The organism is Lysinibacillus sp. FJAT-14222 (genome assembly GCF_001278875.1).
GTDB lineage: Bacteria > Bacillota > Bacilli > Bacillales_A > Planococcaceae > Lysinibacillus > Lysinibacillus agricola.
The window spans coordinates 76,463-97,706 of record NZ_LIYL01000059.1; the positions used below are offsets into that span (position 1 = coordinate 76,463).

Below are 21,244 nucleotides of genomic sequence, written 5' to 3' on the forward strand. Positions count from 1 at the left end.
TTTGTTTAAAATTATCAAATAAGAATATAAGCCAAGATGAGGGTCGCATTTTAATGCGGCTCTTTTATTTTTTATAGTTTAATTTGCAGAGAAGTTGGGCTTTTTATTATTGAAATTTCCTTTACATTGTAAATTCATATTTTCCTGACGGTCCCTCTAATAGTAGGGATGCACAGACCGTCCCTTTTGATAAACTTAATTCATCTTTTTCAGAACTGAATATAAAAACTCAGCATCTTTTCCTACGCCACAAATAAGTGCCGATCCTCTTTGATGTTGCCACGGTAATCCAATATAATATAACCCTTGTGTTGGACTCACACCTCTTTTATGAAGAGGAAAACCTTTTGCATCTAAAATTCCCTCTATGTCTATCCATTTATAGTCAGGAACAAATCCTGTTGACCAAATAATATTTTGAATGGAAGAAATATCATAGAAATGATCAAACTTTTTTATAAAAGAATGATCAATAAAATATATTAAGAGCGTGTTGGAATTGCATTTCTTACGCAACAAACGAAGAAGTTCACCATAAAAAACACATTAAGGAAAGCATGGTGTTATCATGTAATAGAAATGAATAGAGAGTTGATAAAATGAGATAGAATGATTGCATAGATTTTTTCTTAAAATGGATTTTATTCACTTACATTTTATAAAAGGAGAAGGTAGATTATGAATAGGGAAGCTATACTAGAAATATTATTATACAAATTAGAAGAAGGTACTGGAACTGAATTTCACAAGATAATGGTAGAACAAAGTATTCCTCTTCACGAAAAAGAAAAAATGAAAGTTATTAGTTATGGTCAATCTTTACATAATCCTGATTCGTATTATTTAATAAGAGAATATGAAAATAGTGAACATTTGGAGAACTCACAACGGGAATTTTATAGTAATTCTGAGTGGTTAAATGGTCCAAGAGATCAAATAATATCTAAGATTAAAACTAGTACCAAATCTATTATACCTAAAACCAGTTTAGAAAATTTATGACATAATAATGAAAACTACTAAAAATATGAATAACCATACTTAAGCAATCGGGTGAGTTTGTTGAATAGGATTCATTCAAATGTTCAAAGTTTAATATAAAATTCTTATACTAAACTTAATAGCGTGACTCCATTTTGATCAATCTTTATTCAAAATGGAGTTTTTTGTTAGCTGCTAAATAAGGTTTTGTGATCTCCCTTTTATCAAACTTTATGCCAAAGTTACATCAGTGTGTGCGATGGGCGCTAATTTCAATCAATTGCTCTGAGAATGCCAAGAAAGTCACTCCAATGAGGCTACCGGCTTTCCGAGTCTTTTACAATCGGGCGCTTTCCTGGAATAAGGATCAGCGCCAATTTTTCATTTTAGGGCTATTTAATTAAACAATTAGGGAATATATTTAATGACCGTCTTTAATTACTTCTAGATTACGTTTGGTATCCAATGTTCACTACTGCCTCAATTCCTTTAATTGGATTGATTGTCTACTTAATAACATTTAAGATTCTTTATGCATAGTTCTAAAAGTGTTTCGGTTTACCACAAACCTCCCCTAACAATACCCCACATCCTTCTTCGATGAGCTGTGTTTTGGGGATCAACTCCACAATTCATAAGCCAGTGTGCTGCATGATCTCTCTGAGCTTTTGTTACAGGTACTCCACAGCAATCAGATAGACGATCAACAAGACCGTATGCACCTGCGGGACTTCTTAACTGACGATGGTTGCATGATCTAAGAACTCCACATACACGACCGAAACAATGAGGGTTTCTAATTCTTTGTCGGAAAACACGCATTAAACTAGGATCAATATTGGACATTGACATAACCTCCTTTCAAATAAAAGTAAATTACAGAGATAAAGATAGGAACAATATAGTATATGAGATGAAGAAGGAGGGGGGTAGATAGATTAACTATTTTTTCAAAAAAAACTCCAATAATGAACTAATTGTATTTTTTTAAGTAATGGCTCAATGTAACCAAAGGCCATACGTATTGATAGCTGTGATAGTATATATAAAAGTGTCCTGGTAAACCTGCACCTGTAGGATAAGAGATCCGACTAGTTTCTGTATTTTGCCATTCTAAAATTCTTATAATTCCTTCTGTGATTTCTTTTGTAGGAAACTCAGAGATAGAAATTAATGCATCAACCGCCCAACAAGTTTGCACTAGTGTAGAATAGGGCAAAGGAATATATTCTCTATGCAAATCACTCTGGCATGATTCACCCCAGCCTCCGTCAGGTTGTCTTATATTTAACAACCACTCTTTTGCTTTCTGAATAGTTTGATGATCAGATGAAACCCCAACTGCCTTTAAGCCTGTGATAGCGGCCCATGTACCATAAATGTAAGATATCCCCCAACGTCCGTACCATGAACCATCATTAGTTTGATTCTTTATTAGCCATTTTACACTGTTCATTACACGAGGATGTTGCATAGTCAAATTTAAATGATTCCCTAGAAATTCCAATGTCCTGCCGGTGATGTCAGCAGCAGAAGGATCTATAGCAGTGTCTTCAAAACTCTGTATGGGGAAAAGCCATTTAATGTATGAAGGACTATTTTTATTAAATGCTCCCCAGCCTCCGTCATTGTTTTGCATGGTTAATAACCAATTAACGCCCGAATTCCAGGCTATACGAAATTTAGAATGACTACATGTAAAATTAGATAGTGCCCTTAATGCCGCTTGTGTATCATCAACATCAGGATTAATGGAGTTGCTTTCTGAAAAACCCCATCCTTTATTAGAGTGTTTGTGTTGTAATTCCATTAAGAAGTTCGAAGCTAATTGGATAGCTGGATCCTTAATGGTAAGACCCGATTCTTGTAAGGAATAAGAAATTAGCGCAGTGTCCCAAACAGTCGAAGGAGAGTTTTGAATATGAAAAACATCTCCTTTTTCGTATAAAAAAGATCTAATACCGCCAATAGCATTTTTAATAATAGGAGAAGATTTTTTATAACCTAGAGAAAGTAGTGCATAAATCATAAAAAATGTAGAACTTGAGTAACTATATAATGTCCCATCCTTTTCAATGCAATTATATATATGTTGTTCAGCTTTTAGCCTCGTTGAATCCTTATAAGTAGGCAATATCTTTTTAAATAAATTAAACCATCTTTTTTTCTTTTTAAGTGCTTTATATTTCTTTTGAGATAAAAATAAATGTTGTAAATCAGGCGTCCATTTATTAGTAACTACAAATTTATCGTGTCCTAATATTAAGATAGGAAGAAAGTGTGCTTGTACGTATGAGCTGAAATGAAAAAAATTAAATGTTAGAAACTTTGGTATATTCATGATACTAAGTGGGATAGGAAATAGTTTTGGCCAAGGGTATAAGTTGGTAATAGCTAGTAAACACTTCGTAGAAATATGACTTTTTTCAAGTCCTCCATTCTTCACAATAAATTGTTCACTTAATTTCATCGACGGATCATCTTTATTCAAATGTCCGGAAAATAAAAGAGCTGTATATGCTTCAATTGTTGCAGATAAATTTCCTTTTTCATCATCATAGAGCTTCCAGGCACCGTTATTTTGTTGTTGCTGAAGTAGACGTGCAACAAGTTTCTTTATAAGATTCTCATCATCATAATCTAATAATCTTAACAGGATAATCATATTTGCATCGGTCGTTGGTCCATTTTCAAAACAATATCTCCACGAGCCATCATTAAATTGGTCTTGCTTCAGATTTTTAATAATTTGTTGTATTTTTTGGTTAATCTCATTTGTTAGATTCATTTAAGTTTTTACACCCTCTCCTTTTGCATTTGTAAAAATGAATTGTAATTAAGATATATTATGATGAGAGTTATAAAGAGAAATAGACAAGTGCGGAGAATTGGGGAGGGGGAGAGTTGAAATTACATAAATCACCCAAAATTCTATATTTAATGAAATTAGCTCATATAAACTAATAATCTATCTTATCCATAACGGGGGTGGCATTTCAGTTGAAATGAGTGACTCTTTAAATATTAAACATATAACCTTAATTACGTATGTAGGTGGTAAAGAGGTATTTAGCGAAAATGTTATTAATGCAGTTAATAGTACTTTTGACAAAGGAGATGTCATCGGGTTTGTTGTTTCACCTTTTGAAACGAAATCACCTGTTGAATTAGCGTTATCATATAGCTAAAATATAATGCTACAGATTCAAATACAATCAATAAAATAGATATCTAATGCTAACGAATGGGTAAATGTTAAGTTAAGCGAAGATTATCAAATAAAATTAATTGAAATGGAATAAAAGATAACTCACTAAACACTCATTCGATTGGCTTGCATATAGCAGAGGTGTGCAGAAATAATAAAGTTGTTTAATTTACAATAAAGTCATTTAAAAAATAATATAGTTGTTTAAAAATCCTTATTCCGAACGAACAAGTTAGTGGAAGTAATAGTAATTAGGTTTGGCTGGGAAAATTGTCGATGATATTAAAAAAGACACCGAAGTGTCTTATGTTTTTCAAATTAAGCATACCGATAAATTGAAATTTAATTACTTAACATTATGCTTATCTTGGGAGCAAGGTATTTTATCGGTGAGTGTATACAAACCATGTAATGCTTGCTGTTAATAATGCTGACGAAATCAAAGCTGTAAGAACACTATATGTTTGCCAAATAAGTATCGTTGACCAATCTAAAGCACAGCACAGTATACCCAGGGCAATCGTAGCGATCAGGAAAATAATTGTTACGATTATTCTCTTTTTTGTCATTGGCTGCCGCTCATTCGTTTTCCTTCTGCGTAATCCTAAGAGAAATAACAAAACGGCCAATAGGCAAAGAATAATTGTGATAGACGACAAAGTGATATCCAAAAGCTGTGTGCCGCTTATTTCATATGACTGAGTTAGATTGCCGTCTAATATATCTTTAACTTTTAGTACCAGGTTTATATTGGTATTTGCACCGTTGCTCAGCAAGCAGACAGCTGTTCGTTCATTTAGCAGTATGGCTACTTCGGTTCTGAAATTTGGATTGCCCCCAGTGTGTTCTATAATCGTTTGGTCGGTGTTTACCGACCAACCTGCCGCATAATACATATCGTTGACAGCCGAAACAGACATATCACCCTTATGTGATTTTTCGATAACCGTGTGAAATATTTCGGGTATGTCCTGCACGATACCCATCTGTATGCCCATCCAACGCGCCATATCTTTTGTATTAGAAATGATGTAGCCTGCGGGTTTATTCCCAGCATAATCCGGAGCTTTAAATGGAGTTGTCATAAAAAAGGAAGAACGGTAGCCCTGCGCCAACTGTCCAGTGGCTTGAGCATCTTCTTTATAAACATACGTCTGGTGAAGACCTAATGGCTGAAATACCTGTTCCCTCATAAAGTCTTCATAGCTTTGTCGCGACACAATCTCAATAACCAAACCCAATACGTCATAATTAACAGTTCCATAGTTATACTGTTCACCGGGAGGGAACGCCAATTCAGCATCCACGAGCATTTCCACAGTCTTTTGCAACATATCCGGTGTATTGCCTTGAGGAATATTTTGAGTATGCCTAATATTTGTTAGACCACTGGTATGGTAAAGAAAGTTATTTAGTGTAAGGCTTTGCATATCAACAGGTTTCCCTTGATACTTTAACGTAAACCAAGGTAAATATTTTTGGACAGGGTCAGTCATTGAGAGCAGCCCTTGCTCTTCCAACAGCATAATACCCATACCGGTAAAAGCTTTACTGACCGAGGCTAACTCATAGAGTGTATTTTCACTTGCAGACAACCCCTTTTCACGGTCTGCATACCCTGAAGAAAAGTAGAACACTTCATCATCAGCAAGTATTGAGATTGACATTCCCGGCACACCTGATATACGACGGGCATCATCTAGCAACGCTTGAATTGCCGCAGATTTCGAATCTGACAACGCATAACTTTGTGTTGCGAATCCTGAGAATAATATAAATATCGTTAATACAAAAACAATAATCTTATTCATAAACTCTCCTTTTTGAAAAATTAGGTACCGTCAATAATTTTGTGTAAATAAGTTTTTCCTTTTCTTGTAGACGCTCTTTTATTCTTTCGTTTTGAACAGATTTTCAAGTTCTGCTAGAGCTTTGTCAAAACCTATATGGTACCTGGTGGCGAACCGTTGATTATATTCTTAAAACTGTGAAACTAGAAAGCGTTCTAACGATTCTTCGTTGGGGAATTGCTCCTTACGCTTGCTATATATCTTGATTTGTTTATTGAATGATTCAATCAAGTTGGTGGAGTAAATACTACGCCAAATGGATTTTGGAAAGCTATAGAACGTGAGTATATAAGGATTGGCAGCTAACGGTTTTGTGACTTTGGGATAGAGTGTTTTCCACTTTTCAATGAAATCTTGGAGCGCTTTCTGTGCATTTTCCAAGTTATCTGCACGGTAAACCTTTTTGAAATCGTCACAGATTTTTTGGCGATCAGAAATTCGTCAGACATCACCTTTGTGAGGTTCGAAATCGTTTGTGGTGTGTAATGGTGACCATACATCCGCTCGATGAGATCGGCAATTTCAGCGTTTGTCACGCCTTTTTGAAACATATGAATCACGAACGCTTCTAGTGTATCGTTTGAACGGCGATAGGGCACTACGGTTTGTTGTTTAAATTCTCCATTACGATTTCGAGGGATAGCAAGTTGAAGATCACCAAACTCAGTATGTAGCATACACGTATAGGAACCATTTCTAGAATTACCAGAGTACCTTTATAGTACCGGAGGTGCTGCGTGTTTATATGCGTTATTTGAATACGGGCTTACGATAAAGTGACGACTTTATTATCATTATACAATATTTAAGTATAATGTATACTAAGTATATATTATACTTAGGGGGTCTTTTATAAAAAATACATAATTTATAATGAAATTTAAACGATTTTACTTTTATGTACTATATACTTAGTATATAATAATTTCGAAAGGATAGGAGGAATTAAAACATGATTAAAGTTAGAAATTTGAAAAAGGAATTTATACAGGGGCAAGAAAGAACTCAAGTCTTGAAGGGTTTTGATTTGAACGTTGAAGAAGGCGAATTTGTGGCTGTAATGGGCCCAAGTGGTTCTGGAAAGAGCACATTACTACAACTTTTAGGGGGTCTTGATGTCCCTACTGAAGGAGATATAGTAATAAATCAAAGTAATTTAAGTAATATGACGGAAAAAGAAAGAACGATATTTCGTAGAAAGTATATCGGTTTTATTTTTCAGAATTACCAGCTACTCCCTACATTAAGTGTAGAAGAAAATATAGCTTTCCCTCTTCATGCAGATGGTAGTTTAACTAAAAAGAAGAACCAAATTATTATAGAACTACTTGATTCTGTCGGATTGAAAGGACTTGGTCGGAAACGTGCTAATTTGCTGAGTGGCGGTCAACAACAACGAGTTGCTATAGCCAGGGCGTTAGTTAATAACCCTTCTGTTCTATTAGCCGATGAACCAACAGGAAATTTAGATAGAGGTAAAGCCGAAGAAATACTCGGATTAATATCAAGATTCAATCGAGAGAATAATCAAACAATCATCATGGTAACGCATGATATTTTCGCAGCTGGGTTTGCTGATCGAATTATTCTTTTTAAGGATGGTGTTATTGATCAAGTGATTTCTAGAAAGGATGATGATTATGCTAAATATGTGGCGAATTTCTTGGCGTAATATAACACAAAATAAAAAAAGGTTTTTCATTTCCCTACTTGGGATAATCTTAGGTATAGCTTTTGTAACATCTATGCTTATTGCAGACAAAACAACAAATGATGTTTTCGATTATTATGAAGAAATGTATGTGGCAAATGCGGATTATTGGGTTCTAAGCGATGAACATACTTACTCTGAGGATGTGGTTTCGTCAGTTTTAACTAGCCCAATTGTGACGGAAACCATGCTTGCACTTGATAAACAAGCCTTTTTTGAGCTGGAGGGTGATCAATCTTTAAATCAAAGATCCGTCCGAATTACAGGCGTGAATGATCAAAGCAGTTCTTTACTGAAACTTCCTGTTATCGAAGGGAGTTTGGATAATGAAGGTTTGGTGATACCAAAAGCTGTTGCAAATCTGTTAAATAAAAACGTAGGAGATACAATTAGGTTTACCGATTTGGGAGAAGCTAAGGTTTCCGCCATTGTTGAATATACGCAGTTGCTTGCAAGTCCGAGTAACTGGGAGCGTGCTGAATCAACCAGCTTCCGAATCATGGCTCCACTTGAATTGCTACAAGAATGGACTGGTATGGAGGACAAACTTTCCTATGTAAGATTTCAAACAACTGAAGAAGGAGAGAAACTTTTTCAATCTCTCCAGGAAGAATTTCGTAATTCAAATGTATATGTACAACCAGTTGTCGCGGATGATCGGCAAAGTAACGATATCGGGGGACTATATACGTTCTTTTACTTAATTGCTGGGTTATCTATGTTTATTAGCGGATTCATTGTTTTTAATATGATTTATACAAGTGTTATGGAGCGAAAAAAGGAATTTGCAATCATGAAAAGTTTCGGATATCTACAAAGTTCTGTTTCCAGACTTATTCTTATTGAAGTACTACTGTTGGGGCTAATAGGTACAGCTGTTGGGGTGCCTATGGGAATTTGGCTTGGGGATATGTTCATGCAAACTTTACTAAGCGTATTTGAATTTGACATGGTTTACACATTAAATTGGAAAATACCTGCATTAATAGCTGTAGTAGTTGGAATTTTATTTCCTGTTGTATCTTCATTATTTCCTATTTACAATGCGGGGAAAACCTCTGTGTTATTGACATTAAAAATGGCAAATCAAACCCAATCATCGAGAAGCCTGTACATAGTTAGGGCAGTTCTAGGTGTTGGCTTGCTTGCTTTTGTATTTATCAATCATCCCATCTCTTATTTAGCGATTTTAGTAAGCACCATTTTGTTGTTTCCATTATTGTTACTTGGTGTGAGCAGGATATTTAAACCTATTTTAAAATTAATCTTCGGCTACTCTGGTAGTCTGGCAACGCAAACCCTTACAAAACAATTAAATCGAAATGCTAATACTGCTGCTATTCTTGCTGTGGGGATTGCAGTGATACTATTACTAAGTGCTGTTATTGAATCCGCACCTGAAGGTTATGAAAATGAAATCGGGAATACGTATGGAGGAGACCTGAGAGTTTCATCAGAAGCACCTTGGTCTAATCAGGATATAGAAAAGTTACTATCGTATGATGCTGTTGTAAATGTTGATCCTTTAACGGAAGCTAAGCCAATTACATGGGTAACCACTGATGGGGAGAAGAGACAGTTTTCCATTTTTGCTGTAGATGAAGAAGGCCCCACCTTATTTGAAAGTTCTAATAAAGACAATTTATATTATGAACTGGCAAAGGAACCTTCTGTTATCCTCGGCGAAAGAGCTTTTGATGAATGGGGTGGAAATATAGGAGAATATATTTACATTAATACACCCTCAGGTAAACAACAACTTGAAGTCCTTGATGTAGTGAAAACATCGAATTACTCAGGCTATGTTGCATTTATGAATGAGAATCATTTAAATAATAAATTTGGTTGGGCGAATCATTTCGACATATTATTAACTTTAAATGACGGATATACTGGTGAACAATTACGTAATGAGTTATGGTTGGATTTCAGCACTCATCTCTCAAAAGTAGAAACAGTAGAAGATGAAATTAAATCAACTACTTCAGCATTAACCGGTATGAATGAGTTGATTTTAATCATGTTAGTTTTAATCATTGGACTAGCTAGTATCGGTACAGCAAACACTTTATTAATGAATACGTTGGAACGCACCACCGAGATAGGGACAATGCGAGCGCTTGGTTTTACGAAACAGCAAGTTAAAAAGATGATCATTGGAGAAGGTTTACTTATAGGATTGTCGGGGGTTATTGGTGGTATAATTTCGGGTGTAGTTTTACTTTATACAACTAGCCAATCCGAACTATTGGGAGGGTTTATATCTTTTCAATTACCTTTAGGGAATATTATTCTGGCACTGATTGCTGGTGTTTCTCTAAGTCTCCTTGCTTCTTGGATTTCCAGTACTACAGCTAGTAAAATAAATATTATATCATCACTCAAAGAAGGTTAAGCAATTATGTCGGTTAAGTACGGAATATTAACACTGCTATTTTTACAAAAAAATCATGGGTATGAATTAAAACTAGAGCTAGAATCCCATCTGGGAGTTAAAGGAAAAATTAATCCTGGTCAAATTTATACGACTCTAGACCGTCTAATACGTGATCAACTTGTCTTATCTGTAGGAATGGATGACCAAGAAAGAAAACTTTATGAAATCACTACGGAAGGTAAAAAAGAGTTGGAAAATTGGTTACTGGAACCTGTACCCTATCATTCTACTAAAGAAGACTTTCATTTTAAATGGAGCTGTGCTCGTAAGATTGATTTCGAACAAGAAAAGAAAATGCTTGATCAACAAAAAGCGATGATAATGAAAGATGTCATGGAATTGACTAAATTTAAAACGGAATTTCTTCTTCAAGGTGACGAGAATAGGTATTTATTAATCAATGGTACCCTCTTGCATTTAGAAGCAGATTTAAACTGGATAAATCAAGTTGAAAATCGAAATAGACCATAATTCTAGGTAAAGGTTTTCTCTTTTAAAAACCTTTGCCGTTATTCAATCTTTTGAAGGGGAGTGAAAATTTTTTGGATGTTATCCTTGATTACAATTGGGAATTGTTTATCTCTATAGAGGTATTGTCATTGGGATCCCTGATCTTATTCGGTATATTTCGCTATTTTTTTAAAAAAACTCGATATAGCCTAATGTTTATTTTTTTATTTCTGTTTTTGTTGATAATTGAGGGATTACTCGGACTGTATGTCTATCGTCAAACAGGAGAAATATCAACTTTTCAAATCGTTATTATCATCTTTATCATTTATGCTTTTACATTTGGTATACTCGATTTTATCAAATTGGATCGTTGGATGCGTAAAAAAATTGGCAAGTTACGTGGCGTTGAATTATTGACTGATAAAGATTATGAGATTATTGAAAAAAATAATAATCCTAAATATATTGCAAAGAAATATCGTGTATCATCCTATATTCATTTAGTTTTGTTCATTACAGTTCAAGCTATTCTGTGGGTAATTGGTACAGAAAGTTTGGCAGAAATAAAGATGTACTTAAGTGATTTTTCGTGGCTAGGAAATGAAAATGCTAAAGGATCACCTTATCCAAATGATGCTGCGTTTGCAATAGGTGTAATTTGGGGAATTGTATTTATTGCTGACTTTATTTATTCATGGTCTTATACATTGTTTCCCAAAAAATAGGCAGAAGTAAGTTTGAACTTCAAAATTCGCACAATTATGGCATATACAAGTTATAATCGCCTTTTAATAATTAGTGGAAACAAGATATTAATCTATTCTTTGAACAGATGCGTTAGTTCAATAAGAAGTAAACAACTTTATTATTCATTTTTTAAGTATTATATAAACAGATGGATGTAATTTGAAACAACTTTAAAGAGCCTTGCTACATAGAATGTAGTAAGGCTCTTAGCTTTTATTAATCAAAATTCAATAACTTTATTATCCTTATACAAGAGGTATTAAAAATTTATAAAGAAGGAATCGAAACAGGGATGGCAACATTTCAAACAGAGGTACCAAGTGAATATATGTGGGATGAAGGACATCATGCAACGTTGCGTTTTGTGGTAGTGCTAGAAAAGCTAGTAGTCGGTTGGATTGCAATTTCACCGGTATCTACCGAGCAGTATATTCTGGAGCTGGAGAAGTAAGTGTTTATATATCAAATGATTGTAAAGGTAAAGGAATTGCTGTTTGATGTCATTAATACAAAAGCAAAAGGAATAGGTACGTCATTAAGTCGTTATTTGAATCGCGATAAGGATGATATTAGCTGGGTAGCAACAAACCTAATCTTGAAACCTGAAGCCCGTTTTTCAACAAGGGAACGCTTACAGGTAAACGTAGTAAAGAAAAGAATATTACCTTACAAAATCTTTATAATTTGATTAAGCTTTTAACTAAAAAATCTGTACTTGATAAAATTCCTAAAGAGAAAAAGTTAAACTTATGTTTGTTTTATTTCAATACAATTAAAGAATTGTTCCCTGATGAATGGGATGATAATAAGCTTTATCGAATGACACATATTACATGTTTAAATGCATTAGCGATAGTTGGTAATAAAGTGATAAATGAAAATTACTTAGTTAAATCACAGCAGCCTGATTCTGTCAAAATTGCACAAATTTTAATGAAGCTAGACGAAATCGATTGGCTTGCGACTGGAGATTTAAAATATTTGAAGGGTGCCTCTGGTACAAAGATTTTAGTAAGTGATATTTTAAATTGTTTAAAGTAAAATAGTAGTAAGGTATTTCACAATAAACTCAACTAATCTGATTAGTTGAGTTTATTTGTTTTTATATAAAAAGCTACTAAAATATTTTAAAGAAGATGTGATGATTAATGAGGAAATTCGAAATGACTATTAAAATATGAGAAGTTAGAAGTAATAATAGGATTAGGAGTAAACAGATATGAAAATTTTTAACAAAGGGGAATTATAAAGTGTTAAATAATTTTTGCATTTTTGAGCGTTATATTATTTGACATTGACTTGTTTGACTTATTAAAAAGGCCGAACAAGACTTATACCTTGTAAAATAAAGAATGAAGGAGATTGACCTATAAATGGGATACGTATGTATTTTGGCAGAGAAACCATCTCAAGCAAGAGCTTATGCAGACGCATTTAAAATAAAACAAAAAGAGAAAACATTTATTGAACTGGAACCTTGTTCTACTTTTCCTAATGGTGCAGTAATTACCTGGGCAGTTGGTCATCTTGTTGAATTAAAGGAACCAAAAGAATATCAAAAGGAATGGGAGAAATGGTCGCTTGGATCATTACCTATCATTCCACAAAAATTTGAAGATAAAGTTGTCTCTAAAATGTATTCACAATTTAATGCTGTCAAAAAAATCTTTAGTGATCCGCAAGTAACAATGATTTATAATTGTTGCGATAGTGAACGTGAGGGTTCAAATATCTTCTACTCACTTTTAAAAATGACGAAAGTAAAAAAGCCTGTTAAACGATTATGGATCAATTCATTAGAGGTTGAGGAAATTCGAAAAGGTTTTAATAATATGCAAAGTAATGAGCGTGATTTGCTTATGTACCAAGAAGCAAAAACACGTCAAATTAGCGATTGGTTAGTAGGTATGAACTGTAGTCGCCTATATACGCTACTTTTACAAAAAAAAGGCTTTAAGGGTAGTATCTCTATCGGTCGTGTGCAATCGCCAACCGTATATTTAATTTATAAAAGACAACAGGAAATTGAACATTTCAAGCCTGAAAAATTTTATGAAATTGAAGGAATTTTTAAAGCACAAAATGGTGTATATAAAGGGAAGGCAAAGTTAAAAACAAAAGAGCGGACCGAGGCTGTGCAATTATTGCAACAACATGGGGTTGAACCGATGGATACAGGTCTAATTACGAGTGTAACAAATAAAAAGAAGCGTATTGCACCACCCAAACTACATGCGTTATCAACATTACAAGCCACCGCGAATAAACGTTGGAAATACAGTCCGTCGCATGTGTTGAAACTTACGCAATCACTTTATGAGAAAAAGCTCGTTTCTTACCCACGTACCGATTCACAGCTCATTACACATAATGAGTTTGCTTATTTAAATGAATCATTGGCAAAATATCAGCAGCTCGTGGGAAAGTCATTTAATACGATAAATCGAGGGAATAACAAACGCTACGTCGACAGTGCCAACGTTGGGGAGCACTATGCTATTATTCCAACGAAAAAAGTGCCGACAGAAAAAGCGTTACAATCAATGAATGTTGATGAACGAAATATTTATTTCGAAATAGTCAATACGACACTCGCCATGTTTCACCAAGATTATGAATACGATGAAAAAACGATTATAACAAATGTCAAAAATATAGAGTTTAAAACGGTAGGGAAAACAGAACTTGTAAAAGGTTGGAAAGAATTGTTTTCAAGTGGAAAAGAGTTACAGGAGCGTGAAGAGTCGTTACCTGTCGTTTTCCAAGATGAGATGGTACAAAGTAAGGTTTCTATTCTAGAAGGCACGACAACGCCTCCTAAGTCTTATACAGAAGGGCAACTCATTACGATGATGAAAACATGTGGTAAATCAGTTGAGGATGAAGAGGAAATCGAGGTGCTGAAATCGATTGAAGGTATTGGTACAGAAGCAACTCGGAGTGGCATTATAGAGACGATTAAAAAGCATGGATTTATTGAGGTACGAAAAAACATAGTGAGCATTACGCCTAAAGGGGAGCTTTTATGTCGGGCAATTGAAGGGACATTACTTTCAAGTCCATCTATGACTGCGAAATGGGAAATTTACTTAAATAAAATTGGTCGTGGTGAAGGCTCTGCAAAACATTTTATTGAAAGCATAGGCAAGTTTGTTAATCAATTAATAGCGGAAGTGCCTAAACAGATAGAGTCACTTACAATTGAAGCTGAGCAGTTTAAACCAGCTACTGTGAAAGATATTGTGACGTGTCCAACATGTAAAGTAGGAAAGATAGGTTTGCGTAAAAGTTTTTACGGTTGTTCGAATTATAAAAATGGATGTAAGCAAACGTTCCCAGGAAGGCTATTAGGAAAAAAACTAACTGAAAAGAACATTAATGATTTATGTAAGATTGGTAAAACAGCTGTAGTTAAAGGGTTTAAATCAAAGAATGGTAAACAATTTAATGCGTCACTCCGTTTGGTAGAAGGAAAAATTGAATTTGAGTTTAATGAAAAATAAAAGCGGAAGAGATTTTTAATCTATTCAGCAAAAAACTTATAAATTGAATTCATCTTGTAGTTTTTTGAAATTTTCTTTTTTCTTTGTTTCATCGGGGCTTATAGTCTTATAAGTATCAAGAAAGAGAGCTTAAGTTTTCTAGACGTAAATTACTCTCTAAATCAGAGTTAATATCCAAATGTTTTTTATTGAATTTATACACTTTAGATTTTGGATTTTCTACAAGGTGAATAAATGAGCTTGAAACCACTAATTCGTTATAGAGTTGCTCGAAATGTTGATGGTTCTAATGTCGAATTGTTTAGTTAAATTAAGAGTAAATCATTGTATGGAGTGAGAGATTTGTTAGCAGATTATGTAGAGCGTTGCCCTCACTGTCGTGTTAGCTTACAAGGTGATGAAATACCAAAAGAACAGCAAAAATCGTATAATGCAACGCATTTTACGAGAAAAATTGGAATCACAAAGTTAGAAGCAGACAGAATTTTGTATTGGGAATGTCCAGATTGTCATAATAATTGGTCATTGAAATAAGCTAAACAATTATTGGAGGGGGTAAAAGCATTTAATGTTATTTCTCCCATGTTTTTTTATTTTTGTTCATTAATAAAGAGTGATTTTAAATTAAACGAGAGCTAAACTATGAATGGATACCGCAAGGAAAGAATACTAAAGGGATGCCGTATAGTATTCATAGAAAAGAGTAATGAATAACGGATTTTTTGCGATAAATTTATCCTAATTATATAAGTCTTAAAGAAGAAAATTTCGATGGTAATTATTTAAACGAAAATATTAATAAGTTAAATGCAGATAAAATCTCAGAGGACATGCTTAATCCGGATTTTTATTATTTATCTAATGGTATAAGAGTTATTACTGATGAGAACAAGAACATAAGAAATATTGCAATTACCCATGATACTGATGAAAACGTAAAAACAAGTAGAGGAATATCCGGGACTAAGATTGAATTTATAGGAAATTAAATGAGTAACTTTGGGTGTGTTAATATCACGAGAAAAACATATTTGATACTAATGATTATACCAATTATATTACTCTGTTATTTTTTATTTGTTAAACCTGAAGTTGTTTTTGAAGAGCAATGTCCTGATAAGCCATATAGCTTAGAGATAGTGAAATATGGTACGGGAATTCTGGATATGAAGATTGCTTATATACATTACAAAATGAATGGTGAAACTGTTGCAACTAAACAATTGGATTTTTTTAATAAATTAGGTAGTTTTGATGTTGTATGGGATACCTCTACCGACGATGCGACTAGATGGATTGACAAGAGCGTTCATCTAACTATGACCTACGCCAAAAACTTTCAAGGCGACTTGGAAACTAAAATTGTTGATTTCGATTATAACAGTGTAAAACACTAAAAATGGCTCGGAGTTTTCCTCCAAGCCATTTTTGATGTGAAGTATATTGCGAATCATCTTTTGCAAATTTTACGATTTACCTTGCTAATTAGGTTGTGAATTAGAGTTTTGCACATCTCAACCGAACCCGTTAACAAAAAGTAACGCTCTTTTATTTCGAAAGATGCAGAGGAATGACGTTATTACCAACAACCTGTGCCATCTTTTCTTTATAGACTCCTTCATATTCCTTTTCCCAAGATGGTATTGAATTCGCAGGATAAGGGAACGTGTATAAATAGACAATTTAGTAACGCTGTAAATCTGCATTTTTAAAACCGGCTCCTCAGCTTCAACTAATGGGGACGTTAATTAAAGATTATTGAGTTGCGTAGGCAACCATCTTTTTCTTTATTGAACTAACCACTTCAGTTTAGTTGAAGAGCGGTGTTTTACTTTTACATGTGTTCAACAATCGGGCCATTATCTGGAATAACATTAATAAATATAATTACTCTTTTGTCTATAAGAATATTTTACCGTATATATTAAGAGCGTATTTTGATTAATCTTTTTTCAAAATACGTTCTATTTTTGTTGGATCAAAGGTCAATCAATATTACAAATCACAAATACGATTATGTATATCAATTAATTTAGGTGTTTTGAAATCGTGTTACATAATACAAGGTTATAAGAATCTAGGTTAGTCTATTAAAATATGCAAAAATTAGGCCTAGATAGATTATTGTAGTATGAAGTTAATATCAGGGTGTTATCTTAGCAAAAGGAGCTTCAATCTTTGATATAAGAGCTTTTTCCACAGTGAAATTCTGGATTGTATCATTGGGAGATAAAGGTAGATAAATGAAGAACTTTACAATGTTTACAAAACAGAAAAACCTTAATTTGACACGTTCCAATAATATAAAAACCCATATTTGTTATCCTTATTTTCAATTTGTAAAGCATGTATTAACATTTTAAAGACTCCGTAAATCGTATTGTTTTAAAATAAATCAGCTTATATAATAACCATGCAAGACAAAATTGACACGTTCAAAAAATAAAGGAGAGAACATTTTTCATGAAGAAAACGTGGTTGCTAATCGTTGCACTTGTTTTTAGTTTGGTTTTAACAGCTTGTGGAGGGAATCAAGATTCCTCTGAGGGAGCTGCGAAAGGAAAAGATAAATCTCTAGTAATTTATACAAACTCCGGATCAGATGGTCGTGGAGACTGGCTGAAGGAAAAAGCTGCTGAACAAGGATTTAAAATTGAAATCGTTGAAGCTGGTGGAGGAGATATTCGCAATAAATTAATTGCAGAAAAAGCAAATCCAATTGCAGACGTTGTTTACGGATTAAATGAAATGAACTATATCGCATTAAAAAATGAAGGTGTTCTGGAAGCATTCACTCCTGTTTGGGCAGACGAGGTAGAAGCGGGAACAAGCGACCCAGAAGGTTACTATCATTCATTAGTAAAACAAGCTATTCTATTGATTTATAATTCTGACTTATATACAGAAGAAACGGCTGCATCTGACTGGCCGGAATTATGGGAAAATAAAGCATTTCACGGTTTATATGAAGTACCGACTAATTTAGGAGGGGACACAACTAGAACCGTCATTGCTGGTATTCTAGTACGTCACCAGGATCCAAATGGTGAACTTGGTATATCGGCTGAGGGCTGGGAGGAAATTGAGAAATTCTTTGACAATGGTACTCCTGCGACAGAAGGTACTCCTTTCTATGCAAACTTAGCAAATGGAACGACTCCATTCGGTCAAATGTTCTCAAGTGGAATTCAACAAAGAGAAGAAGAATACGGTGTGAAAGCAGGGATTGTATCACCTGAAATTGGTGTACCCTATGTTATAGAACAAGTTGCAATTGTGAAAGGAACGAAGAAAAAAGAGGTTGCAGAAGAATTTATTAACTGGTTTGGAAGTGCTGATGTACAAGCAGAATGGGCAAAAGAATTTAACTCAATGCCAACGAATATAGAGGCAGCTAAATCAGCTAATCCAGAGGTAAAAGCATTACATGAATCCGTGACGAAACAAGATATGGATTGGGAATTCATTACTGAAAATATTGACGCTTGGATTGAAAAAATCACCTTAGAAATTCAATAAATTTTATAAGAATAATTGGCCTTGGTTTTTTGTTGAAAACCAAGGTTCACTTTTCTAGTACTAGCGGAGGGAATAAGATGATTGAATTCAAAAATATTCAAATCAAATTTGATGATTTCATAGCCATTCAAAATTTAAATCTTGAAATTAAAGAAGGTGAGTTTTTTACACTTCTGGGACCTTCAGGATGTGGAAAAACAACGACGCTAAGGAGTTTAGTTGGATTTATCAAACCAACAAATGGCGACATCCTAATTAATGGAGAGAGAATAAACGATATTCCTGTAGAACGCCGTGAAATAGGTATGGTATTTCAGAGCTATGCACTGTTTCCAACTATGAATGTATATGAAAATTTAGCATTTGGACTTCAATTAAGAAAATACAAAAAAGATGAAGTGGATAAACAAGTTAGGGAAATAGCCAGAAAAGTAGATTTAAATGAAGAACAGCTTTTTAAAAAAGTATCTGACTTATCAGGTGGACAGCAGCAACGGGTTGCCATTGCAAGGGCTCTTGTATTGAAACCAAAAATTCTTGTGCTTGACGAACCGTTATCGAACTTGGATGCCAAACTAAGGAAACAACTTAGAAGAGAATTAAAAAAATTACAGTCGCAATTCGGAATCACGTCCATTTATGTTACACATGATCAGGAAGAAGCATTAACAATGTCTGACCGAATCGCAGTATTTAGCAAAGGCAATATTGAACAGGTTGGAACACCAAAGGAAATATTTGATCATTCGAAAACAGAATTTGTCTGTAATTTTATTGGCGACAACAACTATTTAGAGCCATCATTTTTACAGCGAATAAAAAATGAATGTAATGTAGAAATCGATCCGTCGAAAAAAGCATATATCAGACCAGGTAAAGTGACAACTAAAAATGTCGATGTCAAAAAATATGATGTGATAGTAGAAGGAGAAATTGTTGAAAAAGAGTATCACGGCATTTCTTCTAAAGTCATTTATGAGTTAGGTAATCAACGAATCGCAAATATGGAAACGGAAGATAATTCAAACGATTATGAAGTGGGAAGCAAAAAAAGAATCGCATTTCAAACATCAGATATTTTAACTTATTAGAAGGTGGACATGATGCAAATACAAAATAAGTATAAATTAAACAATAACCTGTTTCTCCTTACTATTGGAATTGTATTATCGTGGCTATGTATCGCCTTTCTTATTTACCCGAATATCAATTTATTAATCGCAACGTTTTTCCAGGATGGAGGCTTTACGTTAGAGCCATTTGAAAAGTTGATGAAATCTGAACGTGCAATGAGAAGCTTATGGAACAGCTTTATTTTAGCAATTGCTGTGGTTATAACAGTGAATATGGTTGGTCTGTTTCTAGTATTTATCATGAGTTATTTTGAAATTAAGGGAATGAAGTTTCTACGGTTTGGCTATTATTCAACCTTAATCTATGGAGGAATAGTATTAGTAGCAGGCTATCAATTTATTTATGGCGATGTAGGACTCGTAACCAATGTTTTGCTAGCCATTTTTCCGGATATGAACCCGCATTGGTTTAAGGGATTTTGGGCTGTCTTGTTTGTTATGACTTTCTCTAGTACATCAAATTATGTCATCTTCTTATTAAATGCCTTGCAAAAGGTAGACTATCAAACGATTGAAGCTGCAAGAAATATGGGGGCAACTGACTTTCAAATTATAAGAAAGGTGATTCTTCCCGTTTTAAAACCAACTATTTTTGCCTTGACTATTTTGCAGTTTATCGGCGGATTAGGGGCATTTGCAGCACCAAAAGTGGTCGGAGGAGAATTCCAAACGATTACACCGATGATTTTAACATTTTCCGGTATAGTCAGTTCTAGAGATTTAGCAGCCCTTTTAGCTATTTGTCTAGGGTTAGCTTCGATGATTCTACTTGCAATCATGACAAAGGTAGAATCTAAGGGGAACTATATGTCCGTTTCAAAAGTAAAAACAAGTTTGATCAAACAAAAGATCAACAATAAATTTACCAATGTCATAATTCACATGATGGCATATGTATTATTTGTGCTCTATACACTGCCAGTTGTTCTGATCTTTATATTTTCGTTTACTGATTCCAAGGCGATTACTACAGGTAAATTAACATGGGACAGTTTTACATTAGAAAACTATATTACGGTATTTACCAACGCAAGTGCTTACCAACCTTTCCTTGTGAGTATCATTTATTCAGCACTCACTGCCATCATTGTTGTAGGGTTGATCCTATATATTGCACGGTTAATTCAGAAGCATAACAACAGATGGACGGCGATTCTCGAATATATTCTTCATATTCCTTGGATGTTACCTTCCGTGTTAATTGCGATGGGTCTGATCATTACATATAGCATTCCAAATGCAGTAATGTTTAACAAAGTACTAACTGGAACGGTAGGCATATTATTAATTGGTTATATTATTGTTCAAATTCCTTTTGTATTAAGAATGTTAAAAGCGTCCTTTTATTCCATTGACACTTCATTGGAAGAAGCGGCAAAGAATTTAGGAGCAAGCAATATAAGGGCCTTCTTTAAAGTGTTATTGCCAATTATTTTACCTTCTGCTTTGGCATTAGTTGCCTTAACATTCAATTCAACTTTGGATGAATATAATTTATCGATGTTTTTAAGTCATCCATTTTATCAGACATTAGGAATTACGATACAAAACAGTACATCACCAGAAGCGTTACAGGATACAAGAGCATTAACCTTTGTCTATACGGTACTATTAATGGTCATTTCAAGTATTGTTCTTTACCTTGTTTATGGCCGAGGAACAAAGGCAGGAAAATAACACGATAAGTTCGATGAAATGAAAT

18 protein-coding genes and 2 pseudogenes are annotated in these 21,244 nt (G+C 34.1%); 15 read left to right on the forward strand and 5 right to left on the reverse strand.

What is annotated here, in order from left to right; genetic code table 11:
- Window positions 1-195: 195 nt before the first annotated feature.
- A pseudogene (locus tag AN161_RS24085) lies at window positions 196-426 on the reverse strand (NAD(P)/FAD-dependent oxidoreductase); the annotation flags it as partial.
- Window positions 427-678: 252 nt separating this feature from the next.
- On the opposite strand from AN161_RS24085, the gene AN161_RS24090 reads away from it, so the two are divergent.
- Window positions 679-1,002, forward strand: a complete 324-nt coding sequence (locus AN161_RS24090; RefSeq protein WP_053596849.1) for a hypothetical protein — start codon at window positions 679-681, stop codon at window positions 1,000-1,002.
- Window positions 1,003-1,539: 537 nt separating this feature from the next.
- Here the strand turns inward: AN161_RS24090 and AN161_RS24095 are convergent.
- Both AN161_RS24095 and AN161_RS24100 read right to left on the reverse strand, forming a co-directional pair.
- The gene (locus AN161_RS24095; RefSeq protein WP_053596850.1) at window positions 1,540-1,827 is read right to left on the reverse strand and encodes a hypothetical protein; all 288 of its coding nucleotides are present in this window, start codon (window positions 1,825-1,827) and stop codon (window positions 1,540-1,542) included.
- A gap of 127 nt (window positions 1,828-1,954) precedes the next feature.
- Window positions 1,955-3,769: a prenyltransferase/squalene oxidase repeat-containing protein gene (locus AN161_RS24100; protein WP_053596851.1), complete on the reverse strand. Its 1,815-nt coding sequence runs from the start codon at window positions 3,767-3,769 to the stop codon at window positions 1,955-1,957.
- A 217-nt stretch (window positions 3,770-3,986) separates the two neighbouring features.
- Here AN161_RS24100 and AN161_RS24105 point away from each other — a divergent pair, with 217 nt between their 5' ends.
- The gene (locus AN161_RS24105; protein ID WP_053596852.1) at window positions 3,987-4,169 is read left to right on the forward strand and encodes a hypothetical protein; all 183 of its coding nucleotides are present in this window, start codon (window positions 3,987-3,989) and stop codon (window positions 4,167-4,169) included.
- Between the two features lie 403 nt (window positions 4,170-4,572).
- On the opposite strand, the gene AN161_RS24110 is transcribed toward AN161_RS24105, so the two are convergent.
- Together AN161_RS24110 and AN161_RS28330 are read right to left on the reverse strand one after the other, a co-directional pair.
- Complete coding sequence (locus AN161_RS24110; RefSeq protein ID WP_053596853.1) at window positions 4,573-6,000, reverse strand: serine hydrolase domain-containing protein; 1,428 nt, start codon at window positions 5,998-6,000, stop codon at window positions 4,573-4,575.
- Window positions 6,001-6,078: 78 nt separating this feature from the next.
- Window positions 6,079-6,749 (reverse strand): annotated as a pseudogene (locus AN161_RS28330) (transposase); the annotation flags it as partial.
- Window positions 6,750-6,991: 242 nt separating this feature from the next.
- Here AN161_RS28330 and AN161_RS24120 point away from each other — a divergent pair.
- The 13 genes from AN161_RS24120 (at window position 6,992) to AN161_RS24175 (ending at window position 21,219) form a co-directional block, all read left to right on the forward strand.
- Window positions 6,992-7,711, forward strand: a complete 720-nt coding sequence (locus AN161_RS24120; RefSeq protein WP_053596855.1) for an ABC transporter ATP-binding protein — start codon at window positions 6,992-6,994, stop codon at window positions 7,709-7,711.
- Window positions 7,680-10,145: an ABC transporter permease gene (locus AN161_RS24125; RefSeq protein WP_053596856.1), complete on the forward strand. Its 2,466-nt coding sequence runs from the start codon at window positions 7,680-7,682 to the stop codon at window positions 10,143-10,145. The genes AN161_RS24120 and AN161_RS24125 overlap by 32 nt, the downstream gene beginning before the upstream one ends.
- 6 nt (window positions 10,146-10,151) lie before the next feature.
- Window positions 10,152-10,658 carry a PadR family transcriptional regulator gene (locus AN161_RS24130; protein ID WP_053596857.1) on the forward strand — a complete coding sequence of 169 codons (507 nt, stop codon included), beginning with the start codon at window positions 10,152-10,154 and terminating at the stop codon, window positions 10,656-10,658.
- Window positions 10,659-10,849: 191 nt separating this feature from the next.
- Window positions 10,850-11,365 carry a hypothetical protein gene (locus AN161_RS24135; protein WP_343069272.1) on the forward strand — a complete coding sequence of 172 codons (516 nt, stop codon included), beginning with the start codon at window positions 10,850-10,852 and terminating at the stop codon, window positions 11,363-11,365.
- A 314-nt stretch (window positions 11,366-11,679) separates the two neighbouring features.
- Complete coding sequence (locus tag AN161_RS30820; protein WP_241774637.1) at window positions 11,680-11,838, forward strand: hypothetical protein; 159 nt, start codon at window positions 11,680-11,682, stop codon at window positions 11,836-11,838.
- Entirely contained in the window at window positions 11,839-12,075 is a 237-nt protein-coding gene (locus tag AN161_RS24140; protein WP_053596859.1) for a hypothetical protein, read from the forward strand.
- Window positions 12,072-12,428: a hypothetical protein gene (locus AN161_RS24145; RefSeq protein ID WP_053596860.1), complete on the forward strand. Its 357-nt coding sequence runs from the start codon at window positions 12,072-12,074 to the stop codon at window positions 12,426-12,428. Before AN161_RS24140 ends, AN161_RS24145 begins: the two co-directional genes overlap by 4 nt.
- Before the next feature lie 332 nt (window positions 12,429-12,760).
- A complete protein-coding gene (gene topB / locus AN161_RS24150) occupies window positions 12,761-14,890 on the forward strand; it encodes a type IA DNA topoisomerase (RefSeq protein ID WP_053596861.1) in 2,130 nt (709 codons plus the stop codon).
- Window positions 14,891-15,223: 333 nt separating this feature from the next.
- Entirely contained in the window at window positions 15,224-15,424 is a 201-nt protein-coding gene (locus AN161_RS24155; RefSeq protein WP_343069294.1) for a hypothetical protein, read from the forward strand.
- Between the two features lie 506 nt (window positions 15,425-15,930).
- Entirely contained in the window at window positions 15,931-16,287 is a 357-nt protein-coding gene (locus AN161_RS24160; RefSeq protein WP_241774646.1) for a hypothetical protein, read from the forward strand.
- 1,066 nt (window positions 16,288-17,353) lie between these two features.
- Window positions 17,354-18,409, forward strand: a complete 1,056-nt coding sequence (locus tag AN161_RS24165) for an extracellular solute-binding protein (protein WP_053596864.1) — start codon at window positions 17,354-17,356, stop codon at window positions 18,407-18,409.
- A 77-nt stretch (window positions 18,410-18,486) separates the two neighbouring features.
- Window positions 18,487-19,500 carry an ABC transporter ATP-binding protein gene (locus AN161_RS24170; protein WP_053596865.1) on the forward strand — a complete coding sequence of 338 codons (1,014 nt, stop codon included), beginning with the start codon at window positions 18,487-18,489 and terminating at the stop codon, window positions 19,498-19,500.
- Window positions 19,501-19,509: 9 nt separating this feature from the next.
- Window positions 19,510-21,219 (forward strand): iron ABC transporter permease, encoded by a 1,710-nt coding sequence (locus tag AN161_RS24175; protein WP_053596866.1) that lies wholly within the window; start codon window positions 19,510-19,512, stop codon window positions 21,217-21,219.
- The last annotated feature ends 25 nt before the right edge of the window (window positions 21,220-21,244 follow it).